At 32.5% G+C, this 17,985-nt stretch carries 14 protein-coding genes and 1 pseudogene; 4 read left to right on the forward strand and 11 right to left on the reverse strand.

The features are described from left to right. Window positions 1-163: 163 nt before the first annotated feature. A complete protein-coding gene (locus ACQKIH_RS21515; protein WP_427768836.1) occupies window positions 164-514 on the reverse strand; it encodes a helix-turn-helix domain-containing protein in 351 nt (116 codons plus the stop codon). Window positions 515-665: 151 nt separating this feature from the next. Between ACQKIH_RS21515 and ACQKIH_RS21520 the strand changes: the two genes are divergently transcribed. Further along, window positions 666-1,661: a DGQHR domain-containing protein gene (locus tag ACQKIH_RS21520; protein ID WP_427768838.1), complete on the forward strand. Its 996-nt coding sequence runs from the start codon at window positions 666-668 to the stop codon at window positions 1,659-1,661. Between the two features lie 219 nt (window positions 1,662-1,880). On the opposite strand, the gene ACQKIH_RS21525 is transcribed toward ACQKIH_RS21520, so the two are convergent. The 5 genes from ACQKIH_RS21525 to ACQKIH_RS21545 are packed head-to-tail and all read right to left on the reverse strand — an operon-like array spanning window position 1,881 to window position 9,499. Beyond that, window positions 1,881-2,675: a hypothetical protein gene (locus ACQKIH_RS21525; RefSeq protein WP_427768839.1), complete on the reverse strand. Its 795-nt coding sequence runs from the start codon at window positions 2,673-2,675 to the stop codon at window positions 1,881-1,883. Then, window positions 2,668-4,476, reverse strand: a complete 1,809-nt coding sequence (locus tag ACQKIH_RS21530) for a hypothetical protein (protein ID WP_427768840.1) — start codon at window positions 4,474-4,476, stop codon at window positions 2,668-2,670. The genes ACQKIH_RS21525 and ACQKIH_RS21530 overlap by 8 nt, the downstream gene beginning before the upstream one ends. Continuing rightward, on the reverse strand, window positions 4,466-7,264 hold the full coding sequence (locus ACQKIH_RS21535) for a hypothetical protein (RefSeq protein ID WP_427768841.1): 2,799 nt from the start codon (window positions 7,262-7,264) through the stop codon (window positions 4,466-4,468). Before ACQKIH_RS21535 ends, ACQKIH_RS21530 begins: the two co-directional genes overlap by 11 nt. Window position 7,265: 1 nt before the next feature. Further along, window positions 7,266-8,573 carry a hypothetical protein gene (locus ACQKIH_RS21540; protein WP_427768842.1) on the reverse strand — a complete coding sequence of 436 codons (1,308 nt, stop codon included), beginning with the start codon at window positions 8,571-8,573 and terminating at the stop codon, window positions 7,266-7,268. 44 nt (window positions 8,574-8,617) lie between these two features. Then, on the reverse strand, window positions 8,618-9,499 hold the full coding sequence (locus tag ACQKIH_RS21545) for a 5'-3' exonuclease (protein WP_427768844.1): 882 nt from the start codon (window positions 9,497-9,499) through the stop codon (window positions 8,618-8,620). A gap of 202 nt (window positions 9,500-9,701) precedes the next feature. Between ACQKIH_RS21545 and ACQKIH_RS21550 the strand changes: the two are divergent. Next, a pseudogene (locus ACQKIH_RS21550) lies at window positions 9,702-10,352 on the forward strand (5'-3' exonuclease); the annotation flags it as partial. Window positions 10,353-10,382: 30 nt separating this feature from the next. Here ACQKIH_RS21550 and ACQKIH_RS21555 read toward each other — a convergent pair. From ACQKIH_RS21555 to ACQKIH_RS21575, 5 genes are all read right to left on the reverse strand, one after another. Further along, entirely contained in the window at window positions 10,383-11,525 is a 1,143-nt protein-coding gene (locus ACQKIH_RS21555) for a Ger(x)C family spore germination protein (protein ID WP_057983604.1), read from the reverse strand. After that, a complete protein-coding gene (locus ACQKIH_RS21560) occupies window positions 11,522-12,958 on the reverse strand; it encodes a spore germination protein (RefSeq protein WP_057983606.1) in 1,437 nt (478 codons plus the stop codon). Before ACQKIH_RS21560 ends, ACQKIH_RS21555 begins: the two co-directional genes overlap by 4 nt. Further along, window positions 12,951-14,042 carry an endospore germination permease gene (locus tag ACQKIH_RS21565; protein WP_057983608.1) on the reverse strand — a complete coding sequence of 364 codons (1,092 nt, stop codon included), beginning with the start codon at window positions 14,040-14,042 and terminating at the stop codon, window positions 12,951-12,953. The genes ACQKIH_RS21560 and ACQKIH_RS21565 overlap by 8 nt, the downstream gene beginning before the upstream one ends. A 117-nt stretch (window positions 14,043-14,159) precedes the next feature. Next, complete coding sequence (locus tag ACQKIH_RS21570; protein WP_057983610.1) at window positions 14,160-15,134, reverse strand: papain-like cysteine protease family protein; 975 nt, start codon at window positions 15,132-15,134, stop codon at window positions 14,160-14,162. A gap of 157 nt (window positions 15,135-15,291) precedes the next feature. Next, a complete protein-coding gene (locus ACQKIH_RS21575; RefSeq protein WP_057983612.1) occupies window positions 15,292-15,834 on the reverse strand; it encodes a C39 family peptidase in 543 nt (180 codons plus the stop codon). 118 nt (window positions 15,835-15,952) lie between these two features. Here ACQKIH_RS21575 and ACQKIH_RS21580 point away from each other — a divergent pair, with 118 nt between their 5' ends. Together ACQKIH_RS21580 and ACQKIH_RS21585 are read left to right on the forward strand one after the other, a co-directional pair. Beyond that, window positions 15,953-16,477 carry a sigma-70 family RNA polymerase sigma factor gene (locus ACQKIH_RS21580; protein WP_427768847.1) on the forward strand — a complete coding sequence of 175 codons (525 nt, stop codon included), beginning with the start codon at window positions 15,953-15,955 and terminating at the stop codon, window positions 16,475-16,477. Next, window positions 16,446-17,867 carry a hypothetical protein gene (locus tag ACQKIH_RS21585; RefSeq protein ID WP_427768850.1) on the forward strand — a complete coding sequence of 474 codons (1,422 nt, stop codon included), beginning with the start codon at window positions 16,446-16,448 and terminating at the stop codon, window positions 17,865-17,867. Before ACQKIH_RS21580 ends, ACQKIH_RS21585 begins: the two co-directional genes overlap by 32 nt. The last annotated feature ends 118 nt before the right edge of the window (window positions 17,868-17,985 follow it).

Consider the following 17,985-nt stretch of genomic DNA (forward strand, 5'->3'; position numbering starts at 1 on the left):
AAGACGCTATTTTGTTCGAATCGAACAAAATAGCGTCTTTTTTAATTTACGTTCGCCAATGGGATATAAAAAACGCAAGTTTTTCAGTGCCCTCTAAATATAAGGTCTGGTTTTATCTTATTATACTATTTACCCTATAGTAAGAGTATTCACAAGCTGCTTTTTAGTTGTTTTTTAAGCGCCCAAAGATTTCATTTGAGATATTTAACAACATTCGTATATCGTTCTCATCTTTATCTTCAAGAGTATTGAATAATAACTGTAAAAGTTCCTTTCTAATCTTATCTTCACCTTCACTTGATTTGTTTTCTGGAATAAGAATACGCCCAGGCTCAACTTGTAATGCGTCTAATATTTTATTTAAAGTCTGTAACGTAATATTTCTCTCTCCACGCTCTACATCTGATAAATACGGAGATTGAAAATCACATTTCTCTGCTAAATCGTCAATCGTCAAATTTTGAGATTTTCTAATAGCTCGAATATTCATTCCTACTCTTTTTGTTAAATCCATATTAAATCACCTCACTTTTAGACTAGGTGAGGTCAAATAAATATCACATACCATTAAAGTATAAAGAAAATACACTTAAAGTTAATTTTAATTGATTTATATTATATTTTAGTATTAAAATGATGTTAAATTTAATAAAAGGAGAAAAGTTATGAGTAGTAATTTATCAACTAATATTGCAATCGAAAATGTTATTCAATCAAAAATGCGGGGAAGAGTAGCTTATCAAGGATTTGTATCTTCACAAGTAGCAGTCACTTTTTCATATTCAAAGTTATATAATGATCCTTCTGGAAAAGGATATCAACGACCAATAAATAAAAAGCGCTGCATCGACTTTGCAGATTATTTGTCAAAAGGTGAAGATTCACTATATACACCAATCTTGTTAAATGCAGCAGGGAATTGGGAATTTCATGCGTACGATAAAAACCGACCCAATTTAGGCAGACTAATTTGCAAAAAGAAAGCTACCTTAATGGATGGGCAACATCGTCTTGGTGGTATAAAAGAATATATTAGTGTAACTGACAGTACATTAAACGTACCTTTTCTTGCATTTCATTATTTAGATGATGAGGAGGAAATTAAGTTATTTGATGTAATAAATACAAAGGCTAAGGGGATTGGAACGTCTTTAAGTCGTTATTTAAATCGTAACAATGATGATGTTAGTTGGGTTGCAACCAATCTAATATTAAGACCCGAAAGTCCATTTTTTAGCAAAGGTACCCTTACTGGAAGACGAAGTAAGGAGAGGAATATTACGCTTCAAAATCTATATAATATCGTGAATTTATTAACTAAAAAATCAGTATTGGATAAGCTTTCTAAAGAAAAAAAACTTAATCTCTGTCTATTTTATTTCAACACAATAAAGGAGCTGTTTCCTGAAGAATGGGAAGATAACTCGCTTTATCGAATGACGCATATTACATGTTTAAATGCATTAGCAATGGTAGGAAATACAGTAATTAATGAAAATTATTTAGTAAAGTCGCAACAACCTAATTCCGTAAAAATTGCGCAATTATTAATGAACTTAAAAGAAATCGATTGGTTATCAACTGGTGATTTAAAATATTTAAAGGGTGCAGCCGGATCTAAAGTTTTAGCAAGTGATATATCCAACTGTATAAAGAGCTAATAAATTTATTGAATAAAAGTGTGATTTAAGAGAAAAGTTTTAGTATAGCTATTAAAATAGATTATTCAAAAATATAGATGATCGATAAAAGGGATATTAAACTTTCTATTCATTTCTTTAAATATAAGTGATATAGAGCAGGGACCAAATTTAATTGCAAATAGAAATATGCGTTTTAAAACTAAATTCAAAACGCATATTTCTATATTTTAGAAGCTTTTATTCAAAATCATATTCATCATCATAAGATTTAATAGCCTTATTTTCTTTGAATGTATTAAAGTCTTTAATATTGCTCTGATTGTTAGTATGTGTGTTTTCTTTAAAGTTCAAATAAAAAGAGCTTATATTGTCGCCAAAAACGTCTTTTAAAGCCTCCTCAACACGTTTTGTTCTTCCTTTCCCAGTGTTTAGTTGGTTTTCCAAAGGAATGTCCCTAGAGGCGCTGTATTCAAACATTTTGTATAGTGCATCTTGGAGCTTTTGATTTTGGATGTATAAGTCATTTTTTTGATTCTTTAAGTTACTATTATCTTCAATAAGATTTTTAATCCTATTTTCCAATTTTTCTTCTTGAAGGATACTTTTTTTTAATTGAGCCTCTAGTGGTTTTAGATTCAATTTTAGTTGAGTAATATTATGTTTAAACTTGTCTATTACAAATTCTACATTAGGTATATAGAATTCACGCTTACTAGTTCTCGCCACAGTTTTTGAAAGAACATCATTGAATGCATCGATTTGCTGACGCCCTTGATATTGAGGTTTTCTCCAAAAATCATCGCTTAACTTAATGTTTTTATAAATTTTATCTGAAGTTTCGCCAGTATTTTTATCTATGAGTTGATAGTACATTTTTTGCGTAAACAAGTGATCTTTATTTTCCCAAAGTTTTAATGCGAAATCCCTTACATTACTATATTCTATTTCCCCCGCAATATTGTTTTCATCTATATATCTATAAATAATTTCTTTTATTACGTCTTCACCGTATAGTCGAGACTTATTAGCCATTAGTACCACCCTTTATATTGCTATTTTCAAGATTATGAAACAACATAGCCCTTTTATATAATTCATCATTAATTTGCTTTTGACTAGATAAAATTTTAGAAGCTATATCAGGGTTTAACTCACCATGAAAAACAAATCTATTTAAATCTTTGAGAAAGGCCAATAATTCATGAATATTGTTGTCACATTCATTGATAAAATCTAGTAATTGTTCTCTCTTTAATTCAAATTCTTCGGAAGATATTCTCCAATAATTGCAATATAAACAATGAGATTTACATCGTTGTATTGGATCTGTACATATTCCTAATTTTAATTTTTCTTTAGTATTAGTAGAGGGTGGTTTTAGAACAAACTTTTTCTTAAAAGCTGAGTCAAGTCTCATGGATAGGGAATGATTATCTTTAATTCCACTTCTTTCATTTGAAGTAGAATAGTTTGTCTGTAGACCCAGATTAAACTTTTCCATCATTTTCTTCGTTTCAATTTCAATCCAATATTCTCTATGATTTTGATAACCTGCTTGAGTTTCTAATACTCTATGACCACCGAATCTAGCTATTTCAGGCTTACTCCATCCTTGGGCTAACATATTAATAAAGGCAATATGTCTAGTATCGATAGAACGTACTCTAAATAAATCTGCTTTTTGTAATTCTTGTGTTAAGAAAGATTTATCTTTTTCTTTTACTAATGGAGTTGATGTAAGTTGATAAACTTTTTCAACTATTTCACCATAAAATGAATTTATTAATGTTCCTAAATCAGGTGTTAGGAATGCTGCTTTACTTCTTTTTAAATTATGGGAACCGCCATTGTTTGTTTTTTCGTATATTTCTCTAGAGATTAGTGTGAGCCTATCTGATTTATCTATTTGCTTTACAAGGCTTTGATACTCTAAAATAAGTAATTCAATATCTCTGGGAATACGAATTTTATCTACTATTTGTTTTTTCTGTCGATATTTTTTCTCTTTATTAGTCATTTTCAAACGAGGAAGTTTTAAGTAACACTTAGATTCCTCGTACGCCAAACAATCTGGAACTATTGCACAAAATTCAAAAGGTCTAAGGGGAATAACGGTAGTTATTTTCCACCATAAAATTATAGGGAAATAACGTATATACCTTTTATCGTCCTTATTACAAGTTTTGAAAAAGTCCTCTAAAATTATTGAAAACCTTAATATATGAGTTCCAGGAGGGATAGGTCTAGAATTACTTACTGCTTTAAGATTATTTAGTAGGCGAAGTAATTCGATTGTATATTGATTTTCGTAATCAATTTCCTCATAATATGAAAGGAAATTTAAGACAGCTATTACCCGCTGTCTTTTTGGCCCATCACTTAATTGTAAAGAGTTTATTAATTCTAAATAAGTTTCAACGTCATCAGGGGTAAATGCTTTAGTTTCAATTAAAGCTTCAACTAAATAGTTGAAATACGTTTCTACGGAAGTTGGACTTAATTCATCATGTACTAGACGATGTATAACCCAACATTTCAAAGCATTAACTAAATCGTTAACATTTGTATGCTTTATAAAAGTAAAAGCCTTTTCGATTGGGGTGAAGTCAATGACTTCAGAATTGCCCGTGATTAAATTTGAAAAAATCCATTTATTATTGTCGAATTCAAGAGTTTTAATAAAAGGTAAAGCATTGTTATTACTCTCGGATTTTAATTGTTCTATATCTTTTTTAGTATTCTCAATAGTTACTTTGAAATCAAATAGATCATCCGTTTCTATATCGATTTCAAAATCTAATAATTGCTTGGATGCAAGTTCATTAAGATTCAATTAAATTCCTCCCGATGGTCTGATATGAGCGGATAGGGTTAATAGATTTTAATTTTTCCATAATTCCTGTCGCGAAAAGAGCTACTTCTTGCTTACCATATTTATTTTGTGCATCTTTTAATAAATCCAAATCTAATGCAATCCAGTTAGCTAGTCGGGTTTTTTCAGCAGTTGGTAGGTTTTCTTTAAGAGATTGGTCAATAACGTTTATTTTTTTAAAAATACCTTCTATTAAAGCCGATAAAGAGTAGAAATTAGGAATAGCAAGAGGGCAACCTTTACAAGAACGTCCAGGAAATTTGCAGTTATCTTGAGAAACTATACAGTGATATCCTTTTTCTTTACTAGGTAATTGTGAGGTGAAAGTTCTTTGAAATAGTGAATTTACCTCTTTTGATGGCATAGTTCTAATGATATTTTCAACAATATTTTTATATTCTTTATTTTCCCTTAGGAATTCCTGAGATGCTTGAGGTTTAATGTCTTGTATATTATTTAGAAAAAGTACCATCTCTTCTACTTTATATATATCTCCAAATTTGTCTTTAATTAAATTAATATTTTTTGTTTCAGTAAATTCATCATTAGACTTACCAAAAACTAATTCTGACAAAACTTGTGGAATATGGCCGAACATATCTCTATCAAAGAGTTGAAGGGCAATAGTATCAATTCTATCTTGAGGAATGGTGATATAGATATTTGTTGTTTCAAAATCTACATGACTTCTTAATATTCGGATGTATTCTGAATCACTACTATGCCCAGTTATTGATTGGATATAAACCATTAAACTTAATAATGTACGGTTCATAGCTCTATTTTGAAAATCAAAAGTAGGATTTTCGAGCTTTTTAAAAAATAGAGATTTTGGTTTTTTTGCTAGGGAACCTTTATTGTCTAACTTATAAACTATAGTCTCAGCAGTATCGTTAACTATTCGTGTTCTTAGTTCACATATTGCAATAGCAGTTGCAAGAGCAATTTCAACTTCTTCAGAACAAAAGAAATTTCTAGTTGCTCCAGTCTTACTTACAGTCATATCTGCAGATTTCATTCTAAAAATGATTTTTTTAGCATCTTCTTTGCTTAATTTGTTATTTAAAAGCCAACTTAAATCTTTAATTTCTGTACCTATTAACGTGATTCTAGGGATATTTATGCAATCACTATGTCTCCATACATTATTTAAATGAAGCAAAACGTATAACCAAATAGAATCGTATTTTGTATATGTTTTTGCATTTGTTTTCCCATCTAAATAGTCTTGTATAGAACTAATTGCTTCTCGCTTATGTAACTCAATATCTAAAGCGTAGTTAAATAAGTTTTGATATTCTTCGTATGAATAAATTTTGACTTGTTGAGAACTACGAGGAAGTGTTCTAGGATTAATTAATTTTTCTATTTTGTACGGTCTTTTTATAGAATTGTTAATTTCCAGATTTAGAGTCACTACTTTGTCAAAAAAGACTAGATACTGATAGATATGTTCTCGGGAAGATCTAGATATATTTTCGTTACTTAGTAATAATAGGTTTAATTCGTTTGAAGTATAATTGTAGATTTCTTTATCTATATTATCTATAATTCCTTCAGTAGCTCTTGTTAATACGCTAATATAGCTTAAAGATGTATAAGTTTGTATATCTGGAGAGCTTTTTAAAATTTCTTGAACATAATTAAACCATAATTTCCCTGTAGTTTTATAACTTTCATCAAACTCAATTCTTAATATAGTTAATCTACGTCTATATTCTTCAAAAGCATCAGCGTGTTGAGCACTATGATGAATATCGTTTCTTAATATAATTTCATCATTGTATTGATCTATATCCTCTTTTAAATACAACCATTTCCCAGGCATTTCCCATTTCTTTTCACCACTTATAAATAGAGGTGTTAGAAGAGGGGGAAGTGGAATTCTATTAATACGTTTCAATCTACTAACTGAATCGATTATTATATTTGGATATTTCTCAATAATATCGTTTTTCGAATAATATATCTTACTTAAAAGTGTGTATTCTTTATTTTGTACTTCAACTAAATTTAACACATCTAATTTATTAAAATACGTTATGTTACTAATTTCATTTTGGTATAAAGGCGTTAATAATTTGGCTTTTACAATAGCATCGAAATAGGTAGTTGATAGTGAAAGGATATTTCTAGCTTGAGGTTTGGAAATTGCATTTTTAATCATTAATTTGTTTTTCTCAGCTTTAATATTGTCGAAATACCCAATTGCATAATTTAGTGAGTCTTTACGAATAAATCGTTGGTGTTTAACAGGACCAAAAGAGAAGATTTCAATATTTGGTCGTTTTCTTAGCCATTTTGTAATACAGGAGCATTCAGCTATTCCCGCAATTTTTTTTGCTTCGATAAGATCAACATATTCATTTCTTAGTATCTCTACATCAGATCTTTTTAGAAAAAGGATTTTAGTTCCATACCCGTAATAGTTTATTTCTAACTTATGAATTTTTAAAAAATCTGGATTTGATCTAAATTTGGCATTTAGTTTTTCATAATCGTTCATATAAATATTTATTCTGTATTCTGCCAATACAGGGAATTCCTTCAAAAAGTCCTTGAAGTAGATATAAGTTTGATTGAATGTATTTTGTTCAATTAAGAAATTCTCAAGTGATTTTGATGTAACATTTATTGCATTACTACTAGTATTGTTTTCATGTATAATCAATTTCCCAGCTTCAATTAGCCGTTTTGCTCGACGATTACTAATTCCATAGGTCTTATTTAATTTAGTAAGACTAATCATTTTATTTATTACTTCCCCATTTTTTTATTATTTCTTTACTAGCTTCTACATTTAAAACAGCTTCGGCTAAGTGATTAATTGAACGCTCCATTTTTTGTTTAGCCGTTAAAATTTCTACATATTCTTGAACGGTTGTATCAAATTTATCACCACGAGCGTTAGCTGTTAGTCGTACATTCATTTCTAGATTATCTAGACAAATATTAGTGAATACACCTCGCATAGTATGAGTTGTAAAAGGCTTGGCTGTGAGGAAAGTATATTCTTCATATCGTTGTTCATTTAGGAGTCTTGTAAGAAATATTTGAACAACTTTATTAAAGTTATCTTCATAGGCTTTTCCAGACAATGGATAGCCGGCTTGGTTGATAAATAAAGCATCTTTTACTGTTGGGGGCAATTTTTTATTTTGAGAAGCAATTAGTTGTAAATGTTGTCTATAAATATTATTTAGATATTCACTTGGTAAAATATCCTGTACGCGCTCATTTTTCACTTGCTCCTTTTTTAGATTCTTTTTCTTTTTAAATAGATGATTTTGTCTATCTTTAATATCACAAACTAAGCTTTTTCCAACGTATGAAAGACTAGGAAGTGTTAAATTTACTACTTCACCACGTCGTAATCCACCGAAAGCTTGTAATGCAATTCCAAGAGCAATTTTCTTTCCTTTTTTCATACTTATAGCAGTATCTATGAACTCAACGAGTAGCTGCAAGCGATTTTCACCAAAGTCTCTAAGTCCCTTATTTGAAGCAGTACGTGAAGGTTTCGTTCTTGTTCTAGTGAAAGGTGAAGCATATTTTTTATTACCTTTAGTGTCATAATAAGATGCTATTTCAAGGTCATTATTTATTACCCATTTTTCTTTGAAGAAGACATATAAAATTACTAAGGTAAACTCTTTTTTATCAACGGTATCTTTTTTTACTCGAGCGCCATTTGAATTGATTTGATTATCGCAATAATTTAAAAATCTTGAACCGTGAATAATATCTAAACTATACAAACCTTCTTTTTTTAAGTTAATAAACTCTTCTTCTTCATTATCAATCATTTTTAGAATGTAATTTAAAAATTGACAAACTGTACTAGCCATTTGTCTTTCTCTTTCTAATGACATTGACGAACTTCTATATGACCTTAAAAAATCAGTAATTGGATGGGGATATTCAATGCCATCATCACCAACTACAGCAATACTGTAAACTCTAGATAAATCCAATTCATTATTAAAATCATCAAAGTTGTATATACTTGTTTCTCTATAAATATATTTAAATTTAGTATCGTTTGTATTTAGGTTCACCATGAATACTCCTAATTCTATTTATGATAACTAAGATGTAAGAATTATATTTTAATTCTTAGCTCTAAATTATTTAATTCTTCGTATAGAATTTTATTAGAAATATTGATTCTAAAGTTGTTGAAGTCTGTTTTTTGAAGTTCTTCTATATCACAAATAATTGTAGATAATTCTTTACTTAATAATGCTTTAGTTTCACCTTCAATTAACTTCTTTTTATAACGATTAAACCTAGTGTCTAGGTTTTCGATATTATTATAAATACCTTCAAGAGATCCATATTGTTGAATTAAAGGTAATGCAGATTTTTCTCCTATACCTGGACAACCTGGAATATTGTCAGATGTGTCTCCTAATAATGCCTTAACATCAACCCATTGATTAGAATCAATATTGAATTCTTCTTTAAATAAATCTAAAGTATAGATGATTTCAGTCTTTTTTTGAGAAGTAATTTGTGATGTTTGGGGACTCAATAATTGAAATAAGTCCTTATCATTACTGTAAATAAAACAATTACCTATACTTTCATTATTCCAATGATTAGCCAGAGTTCCAATGATGTCATCTGCTTCATATGGGGAAACTGTAAGTTGTGACACACCAATATTGTTTAAAAACACAGTTAATGTTTCATATTGTTGAATAAGGGGGGAAGGTAACTCATTTCTCTGAGCTTTATAAAACTCATATTCTTTTCTACGGCTAAGTTCTTCTCGTTTAACATCCCATGCAACTACTAAATGACTAATATTATGTTCTTTAGTTAAGTTGAAAAGTTTCTGTAGAAAAACTCTTAAAGCATTTGTATATTGACCATTTTGATTTTTAGTTAATTGCTCAGGTGTCTTTCCATATGCTGTTGCGAAGTACCCACGGCTTAGCAAATTAAAGCCGTCTATTAGAAGTAGTTTGTCATTTATCAAAATATAATTCTCCTTAATATAAAAAAATAAGTATTTAATACTGATTCATTACAAGTTATCTTTACTAAAATAATTATAAAATAAAATACCCAAAAAATCTATCGTTGGGATAATTTATTTTGCTATAGAAACCTTATAAAATCAAGGTTTATGTAGCATATAAAATCATGATAATAATAACCCCTAAAATAGGGTATATACTGATGGCTATAAAGCGAATCGCCCTGCACCACCAGAAGAAATGTTGCCACAATTTGATATGGCTAAAGATGTTTCACAAATGATTGGTTGGCAAAACTTTGGTGTTAAAGGACTTGAAGCAGATGATTTAATTGGCTCAATGATTGAGAAATGGAAAGACGATGCCCAAATTACGGTTGTAAGTGGTGATAAAGATTTATTGCAGTTATTAAACCCGACAACAACAATTGCATTTACGAAGAAGGGGTATACTGAATATGATGTGTATACAGAAGCCCGATTTGTCGAGGAATATGGGATTGCGCCAAAGCAATTTGCCGAGGTGAAGGCGTTTATGGGCGATTCGAGTGACGGCTATCCAGGAGTAAAAGGTATTGGCCCTAAAACCGCATTACAACTCATTCAAAATCATGGTTCAATTGACGAGGTTTTAGCCGCATTGCCAACATTAAAGCCAGGTCAAAGAAGTAAAATTAGTGAAAATGAAGAAATGCTTCGTTTATCCCATCAATTGGCTACGATCAATTGTGAAGCGCCAATTTCAGTGGATTTAGAAGCATTACTGTTAGAAAATTATTCACCTGCAACATTTGAATTACTTGAGCAAGAAGGATTTCGTCTTATCGCGAAACATGCACGTTCGTTATATTAAGGAAAAAGAGACCAACCAAGTTGGTCTCTTTTATCGTGGTATTTCAATCGTTCTTTTCCCAATTGTTTGGACAACTTCCACATTGAGGTTTCGTATGGAATTTTCCGTTAAGGGGACTTTTCCTTCTTGCTCAATATTTTTCCACTCACGTAAATGATTTCGGTAGACGGTTTCGGATAGACGATAAACATCGGCTTGAATTTTGATACCCGCTTCATATGTTCTTTTAATTTCTTCTTTTACCGATTTTTCAATATTTTCAATGAGTTTTTTATTTTGCGCTTTGTCGATCGTTTCAGTTATTTGTACAATTAATTTGACATCAATATCAAATTGAATCGGGTTTTCTGAAATAACGGCACGAATTTTAGTATCTACATTTTCAATAACGACTGTTACAGCAGGATCGCCGAATCCCTCAATTTGAAGTGTCAATTCACTGCGTCTAGTATCGCTTGTCATAAATTGCATCCCTTTGACATCCTGCTCGAGAAGAAAGCCCAATAAGCCCTCATTCTCCGAAACAATGCCAACGCCTGTAACGGAATAGACAGTATCCTTTTCTTTTTTTGTTATCCAATTTTTCGAATCTTCTACATAAGGTATTATTGCTTCGTGACTCGGTTCATCTAAATAAAGTAATACTTCTCGAATGTTCATCGGCTCGATTAGTGAGGATTGACTATATGAATTTAAAGGGTCAGATAACTTCGATAAGGTAATGGCTTTATTAAGAATTGGTGACGTCAACATAAGTTCTTCCAACGGGGTTTTTGTTACATATACCCAGGCGTTATAACGTAATTCTCGGTATTTAATTAAAGTATTAATGATATTTCTTATTTTGTTTTCTTTCGCGACGTTTTCCGAGAAAATGACATACGTTAAATGTCCAAAAAATAAGCGCTCGTCCATTGTTTTATATAAATTAAAAAAGGCTTCATTAAATGTTCTTCCTCTTGCAATTCCAACCTCAATCTGAATTGCATCGGAGTTTGAGGGCTGCTCGGATTTTGCGATATTTGTAAAATCGATAATTTGAGCATAGATTTCATATTCTCCATCTACAAAATCGAAAGCTATCCCATGAAGATAATACATTCGCTCAGGTTGATTTGTGTCCCAACAACCAGCTAAAAGTAAAAGAGGTAAGAAAAAAAGATACTTTTTCATTTGTTTCCTTCTTTCGTTTTATCCTGCGGTTTTAACATGGCAGGACGTTCTTTAATGGCATCTGGGGGGAGACGGAATAATGATTTAGAAATATTTTTCCAGCCTAAATCGGCACCAACGTTAAGATAAGGCACGCCATAAACACGAATATTAGATAAATAAATTAACACTAAATAAATCGAGAGGAAAAAGCCGAACAGCCCTAATAAAGCTGTAATTAATATAAGAGTGACGCGCATTAAGCCAATACTCGTGACAAGAGATTGATTTACTAATGTAAAAGTAGCAATAGTAGAAATCGCGATAACTACAATCATCGCAGGACTTGTGACCCCTGCTCGTATGGCTGCATCCCCGATAATTAAGCCTCCTACAACACTAATTGAACCTCCGAGAATACTTGGTAAACGTAATCCCGCCTCTCGAAAAAGCTCGAACATTAATAGCATGATGAGCATTTCAACACTAGATGGAAGGGGGAGTCCTGTGTTTGATTGAACGACCGTAGCGAGTAGCTGAAAAGGTAACTGCTCTTGATGAAAGGTCGTTAAAGCTAACCAAAACGCAGGTAAAAGTAGCGCTACTAATACACTTCCGAGCCTTAATAAGCGCTCGATCGAACTAATAATCATGGGATAATCATTGTCCTCACCTGATTTTAAAAGCATTAATAAATTGGTTGGCGTAATGATTGCATAGGCTATCCCGTCAACAAGTACAATAAATCGACCGGTAATGAGGGACTGCAGAGCAAAATCAGGGCGACCTGTTGTATCATTTATTGGGATAAAATAAGAATACTTATTTAAACGTTCCATTAATAATTCTCCACTCAATACAACATCAGTATTAATCTCAAGAAGCTGTTGTTTCAATTCCTTTAACGTATCAAGGTTCGCAATATCTTGGAAATATAAAATCGCCACTTTAGTTTTCGACCGTTCCCCAATTGTCAATTTTTCAACGGCTAAAGATTCTGTCGGTACTCTTTTTCGAATTAATGCAATATTAACAGCTAAATCTTCAATGAAATTGTCACGTGGTCCTTTAATGAGCACTTCAAGACTTGTTTCTTCTGGGCTTCTGTTTGGTTTACTTTCAATGTTACTAGACAGCAATAACTTTAGTTCTTCAATATAAATTAAAACAAAACCACTATATACATTTGTTACTGCATCATTTGTATCCGTTATTTCCTGCAAGTCTGGAAGATGTAATTGCTTTGTAATCGTTGATGGATCAAGAGGTAATTCGTTATTATCACATAGGGTTTGTAACCGCGGAACAATGACTTCGTTTAATAAATATTTATCTATCATCGCTTCACAAGTAATTAACATGACGTTGCTTGATTGAAATTCATACGTTTGGAAACGGACATCTGCACTCTTTTTGAAAAGCTGCTCTAAAGTAATTAAATCAATTTTATGCATTTTTCTCCGCCTTACTATTCGTTCTTTTTCTTAAAATGACATTGAAAATAAATGCCAAAAGGAAAAAGAACAAACATGTACTTATTAAAAAATATTTTCCTTTTAGTTCAATAAATATACTGTCGTTTAATAAAAACAGCGGTAAAGTACAAAAGATAAAGGCTGGTACGATTGTTTCCATAATTCTCTTTTTTTGTTGAGCCATTCCTAATAATTCAATTACTATGAATATAAGTAAGCCCATCCGAACAAAAGCCCCAGTTAACCATTGGTAAATGGAAAGGAAATCTAAATGCTCAATAAAACGCCCGATTGTTGCTAATCGCCATTCTTCATAGGCAGGGTAACGTTGAGTAGCTGCTTCAGCTGGACCGAACTCCATGATGGCACCAACGAGTGGACCTATCGTTAAGCCAAGTAATAAAAAGAGCATGATGAGTAAGTGCGAAAACTTTAATTTTCTCTTAAAATGATGTTGGATAAAAACGAATAATAATAATTCCACAAATCCTGATGCGGGATAGATAATTGATTTTAATATGGGTGTCATGCCATGTTCAAAAATAGGTAACAATAACTTAGGATCTTTTATTTGCATATTTACAAACGCTACAAAAAAGCCAAGCACGACTACACCAAATAGGACAATAGTATTAACGATCGTAATGCTTTGAATCGGTGACATCGCAAAAAGCACGCAAACTATGGCATAGGTAAAAAAGAGAATCAATACAGGCGTCTCAATTAGAAAAGTGACTGATACCCATTGCAATGTTTCGCGCATAGTCATGGCTGCCATGATCAATAAATAAAATGCGATAAAGTAAATGAGGACTTTTCCAACTTTAGGATGCTTATTTAATAAAACATCTCTAAAAGAATTGTTCCCTATTTTTTTTTGAATGGAAATTAGGAGATAAAGCCATGGAATTATAATAACCGTCGCGATAATGACTGAAATCCAAGCATCTCGTCCTGTTGTTTCTATTAATGAAGGAATAATCGTGACATGGTTTTTTAACCCGATAAATGTCATAGATAGTAAAATAATATGAACAATACTAATAGAGCCACTAGTTTTCATAACACACCTCGCTCTTTTTAATGGAAGTATTGCCAAAAATATGTGACGTAAAACACTATTTTATATAGGCAAAATAAAAAAGACGCAGGAAACAAAATGCTTCCTGCGTCTTTAAGCTTATTTATAATCAACTACGATGTATGGTTGTAATTGGAATGGTTTTGGAGCGATATTACGGTCATTCCATTGTGCAAACCAGCGTTCAACTGGATAGAAGAAGTAGCCGTCTTGCCAATGATCTGATGTATCATATGGGTCAGCAAAAATTAACATGTCATCACCGATACCAGGTGTACCGTTATTGTCATAGCCAATAATTGATTGCCAATGTCCGTCCCAGTCTGTCCATTCAACCATAATTGGACGATCATTTTCCAAATGGTTCGTTAGCCATTTTACAAAATAGCTATCCTTTGCATCCGATACCCAAGCTTCTGTTGAATCACTATTTTCTGATGCATATAAGCTATTCCAAGTAAATGTAGCAGGTAAATTGCCAACATTATTTTCTGTTGCACCTGAATTTTCTTGGATTAAATCTGCGTCTGTATATTCAGCGCGATAGCTTGTTTCTACGATTTCAAAGCCGTCTAAGCTTGCGAAGAAATCATGGAGTTGTGAAACGTCTGCACCATATTCATGGAAATTGTTCGCAGAGCCAGGTAATGCACCTTCTACATCAAGGTCTGTCATTGCCTTCATTTGTTTGGCAATATCCATTTCTGTCATATCTTTATAACCGAAATGATTTGCGACCATTAATGCAGTGGCAGGACCACAAGACCATTCTGTCGTCTGTTGCATCGTTTGGAAGTTTTCGATAATGGTAATGTTCTCATCTGATTTTAAGTTATAAAAATCAGGTGCTTTGTAATAACGAGATTCGGGATTGTCTCCAGCATTTGCGTATGCATCTGCACCGCTTGCTTTGTCGAAATCTTCGCCTTGGATTGGGGTTGGTTTAACTGCCACAGTAGTTTCGGCTGACGCGTTTGTTTCTACTTTTGCCTCTGCCTCGTTTTTAGCTTCTTCACCTGAGCATGCACCCAGTAATAATACAGATGCTAAAACTGCTGTAAGGGTTTTTTTCATTTATCACTCCACCTTTTAATAATTTTATGCTTATTCGCACAAGAATTTATTATAGCGTAAATTGGAATGTTGGCAATCTTTTTTTTCTTAGCTATTAAAAGTAAAATAAACATATGAAAAAAGACATTTTGATTAGCAGCCAAAATGTCTTTTTGTATTAATTTGAATGTAATGTCCCAGCAATTGGCTCTATTTTAACGAAGCTTAGTACTTTTCGGTTATCATCATAGTTGAAGGAGCGGATTTGACTATCTCGGTGGCGTCCGCCATTATCATGAATGATTAAGTATAGCTCGTTGTTTTTAATTTCATAGCCAATTAAAGGCACCCAATGATAGTCGAACATTGGTTTCTTTTTTGAGAAAAATTGACCTGTAAAATAGGCATCGAACTTTATCGCAACTGGATTTCCTGCACGTAATTGTTGAATGGCTTCCGTAAGTGTGCACTCTTCAATACACCAGTTTTCACCGAGTAGGCGTCTTAAATTACGAATCATTCGCCATTTAAAAAGACCAATTTTTGTACCACCCAAAAATTTATAAAGTTCATTAATATCCTTCGTAGGTAGGGCTTCATCTTTATTTAAATAATTTAAAATGACGTGAGCTGTAGTTGGTCCGCATGCAGAGTTTTGATACTCCGCTCGTACAGCTGAACTATACTGAGATATACCATTAACATTAAGTAGAACGCGCAAAATATCACCTTCCTCTATAAAGATAGTATACACATTTTTAGAAATGTTCATTTTATTTGAAACTATTATTGAAAGTGCTCCGTCTAACGGCAAATTAAAAAAAAGGGGGGTGTCTACTATGCAACTAGACCAATTTGTTCGAATGCACGGAGAAGAGCTATTACGGCTTGCCATTACATATGTGAAAAATACGCAAGTTGCGGAAGATATTGTTCAGGATGTGTTGTTAAAAGCATTTGAGCAACAACAGCAATTTCGTGGTGAATCAACTTACCGCACTTATTTATATCGAATGACAATCAATCGTAGTTATGATTATTTACGCAGCTGGAGCTATAAAAATACCGTTTTAACGAATAAAATTCAAAAGATTTTTCAAGGGACAAAATCAGCCGAGCAGCAGGTAATAGAGCTGACTGAAAATGCGCGTCTCGGTCATGCTATTTTACAGCTCCCTATAAAATATCGTGAAGCTATTATTTTATATTATTACAAAGAATTCAATATCGAGGAAATTGCACAGCTGTTAAATACATCAAGTAACACAGTGAAAACAAGGTTAAGGCGTGGGCGGGAGAAATTAAAATTCATATTAGAGGAAGGTGAATGGGATGAAGAATTCTCGCATAAAGCAAGCCATTGATGAAGCAATTGGTAAAGACCCGCTATTAAATGAAGCATTTGTAGAAAAGGTACTAACAAAGAAAAAAACGCGCAAATCACTGCAATGGGTTCAGCCTGTGATTGTACTTTGCACGATGCTTGTGCTTGGATTTGCCCTTTATTTCCTGCCAGCTGAAAATATACAAACAGCGGTAGAAGTGGAGACGAGCTTGCTGACAGAGGAGCAGCGGGGCGTTGTAGAAAAATATTTTGATGCCATATCTAAACAAGATACGAAGGCGCTCCAAAAAGTTGCCAATGTAAATGCGGAAACGGTATTGAAGGAATATAGCATTTTTGATTTGGAACAACCATTTGAAATTGTAAAGACAATCGATGAAGAACAGCGAATTTTACTTTATATAAAACTAACTACTGGTGAACTCGATTATTTAAATGAAATTCAATTTGTGAAAGCTACGGGAAAAATTGAGCTAAGTGAGCAACAATTATTTTATTCATATGATGATATTGAATTTCCGCGGTCGATTGATTTGGAATTTCGTTCAGTTGAATATGCACCAGAGATGTTGAATTTTGATTTGAAATCTCAACGACAAGCGTATGAAAAAGAACTATTTGTTGATGGGGCAATATTACACCAATTAAAAGATGAGGAAGGAACATGGCGTGTCATGGAAACGGTGGAAGGCGAGTTTTTAGATGTAGGCATTTTCAGTGATGGACCTTCTACTACCACCGTGAGGCCAGATGGATATTTAATAATTGATGACAAAGCATCGATTGTCACACGACTATATAAACATTCAAATGGAAATTATCAAATCGTTCATGGTGATTTCCAAGAGGACCGCGGTATAAACTCCTATATGCAAGATTTCCATGACGAGCCATTCTACTTTTGGGGCGTGCATGAGGCGAAAATTGTAACGTTTCTAGATGGAGAGTTAGTAAGTGCCAATATTTTCGAACATGCAAAGTTAGACGGTCCGAGCGCATTTTACAGTGTGGATACGAGAGGATTAATGGTATTGCTGAAATATGATGATAATTACGCCCAAAAATCAAATTATTATTTGATGGAGGGTTTTGATCAATTATCAACAACGGAAATACATTATGATGCAAAGGAAAGCCATCTTCAAAATAACGTGTTTATCAATCGCCAAAATTATTACAATCAATTTGAATTTTACGGGAATAATTTGAAAATTAAATTGGCTCCCGAAGATGTGGGGATTGATGGGAAGTCAGAAATGATTTATACAAATATAAAAGTGCGTGTGGAGGAGAAGAAATACTTCCTTACAGGTGATGATGGCTTTACATTACAGTTAACACGAAAAGATGACCGAACGATTGTGGATGAACTTGGAAATGAATACTATACAGATAGTAAATTAGAGTAAAGAAAAAGGCTACCCGACGAATTAGGGACTGACCCCCGTATATAAGACAGAGGTCAAAAAAGCATTTATCCAACCAGTTGTCGGTATTGAACCGGCGACTGGTTGTTTAATTTCGCTT

It is taken from the genome of Solibacillus cecembensis, from assembly GCF_050272495.1.
Taxonomy (GTDB): domain Bacteria; phylum Bacillota; class Bacilli; order Bacillales_A; family Planococcaceae; genus Solibacillus; species Solibacillus cecembensis.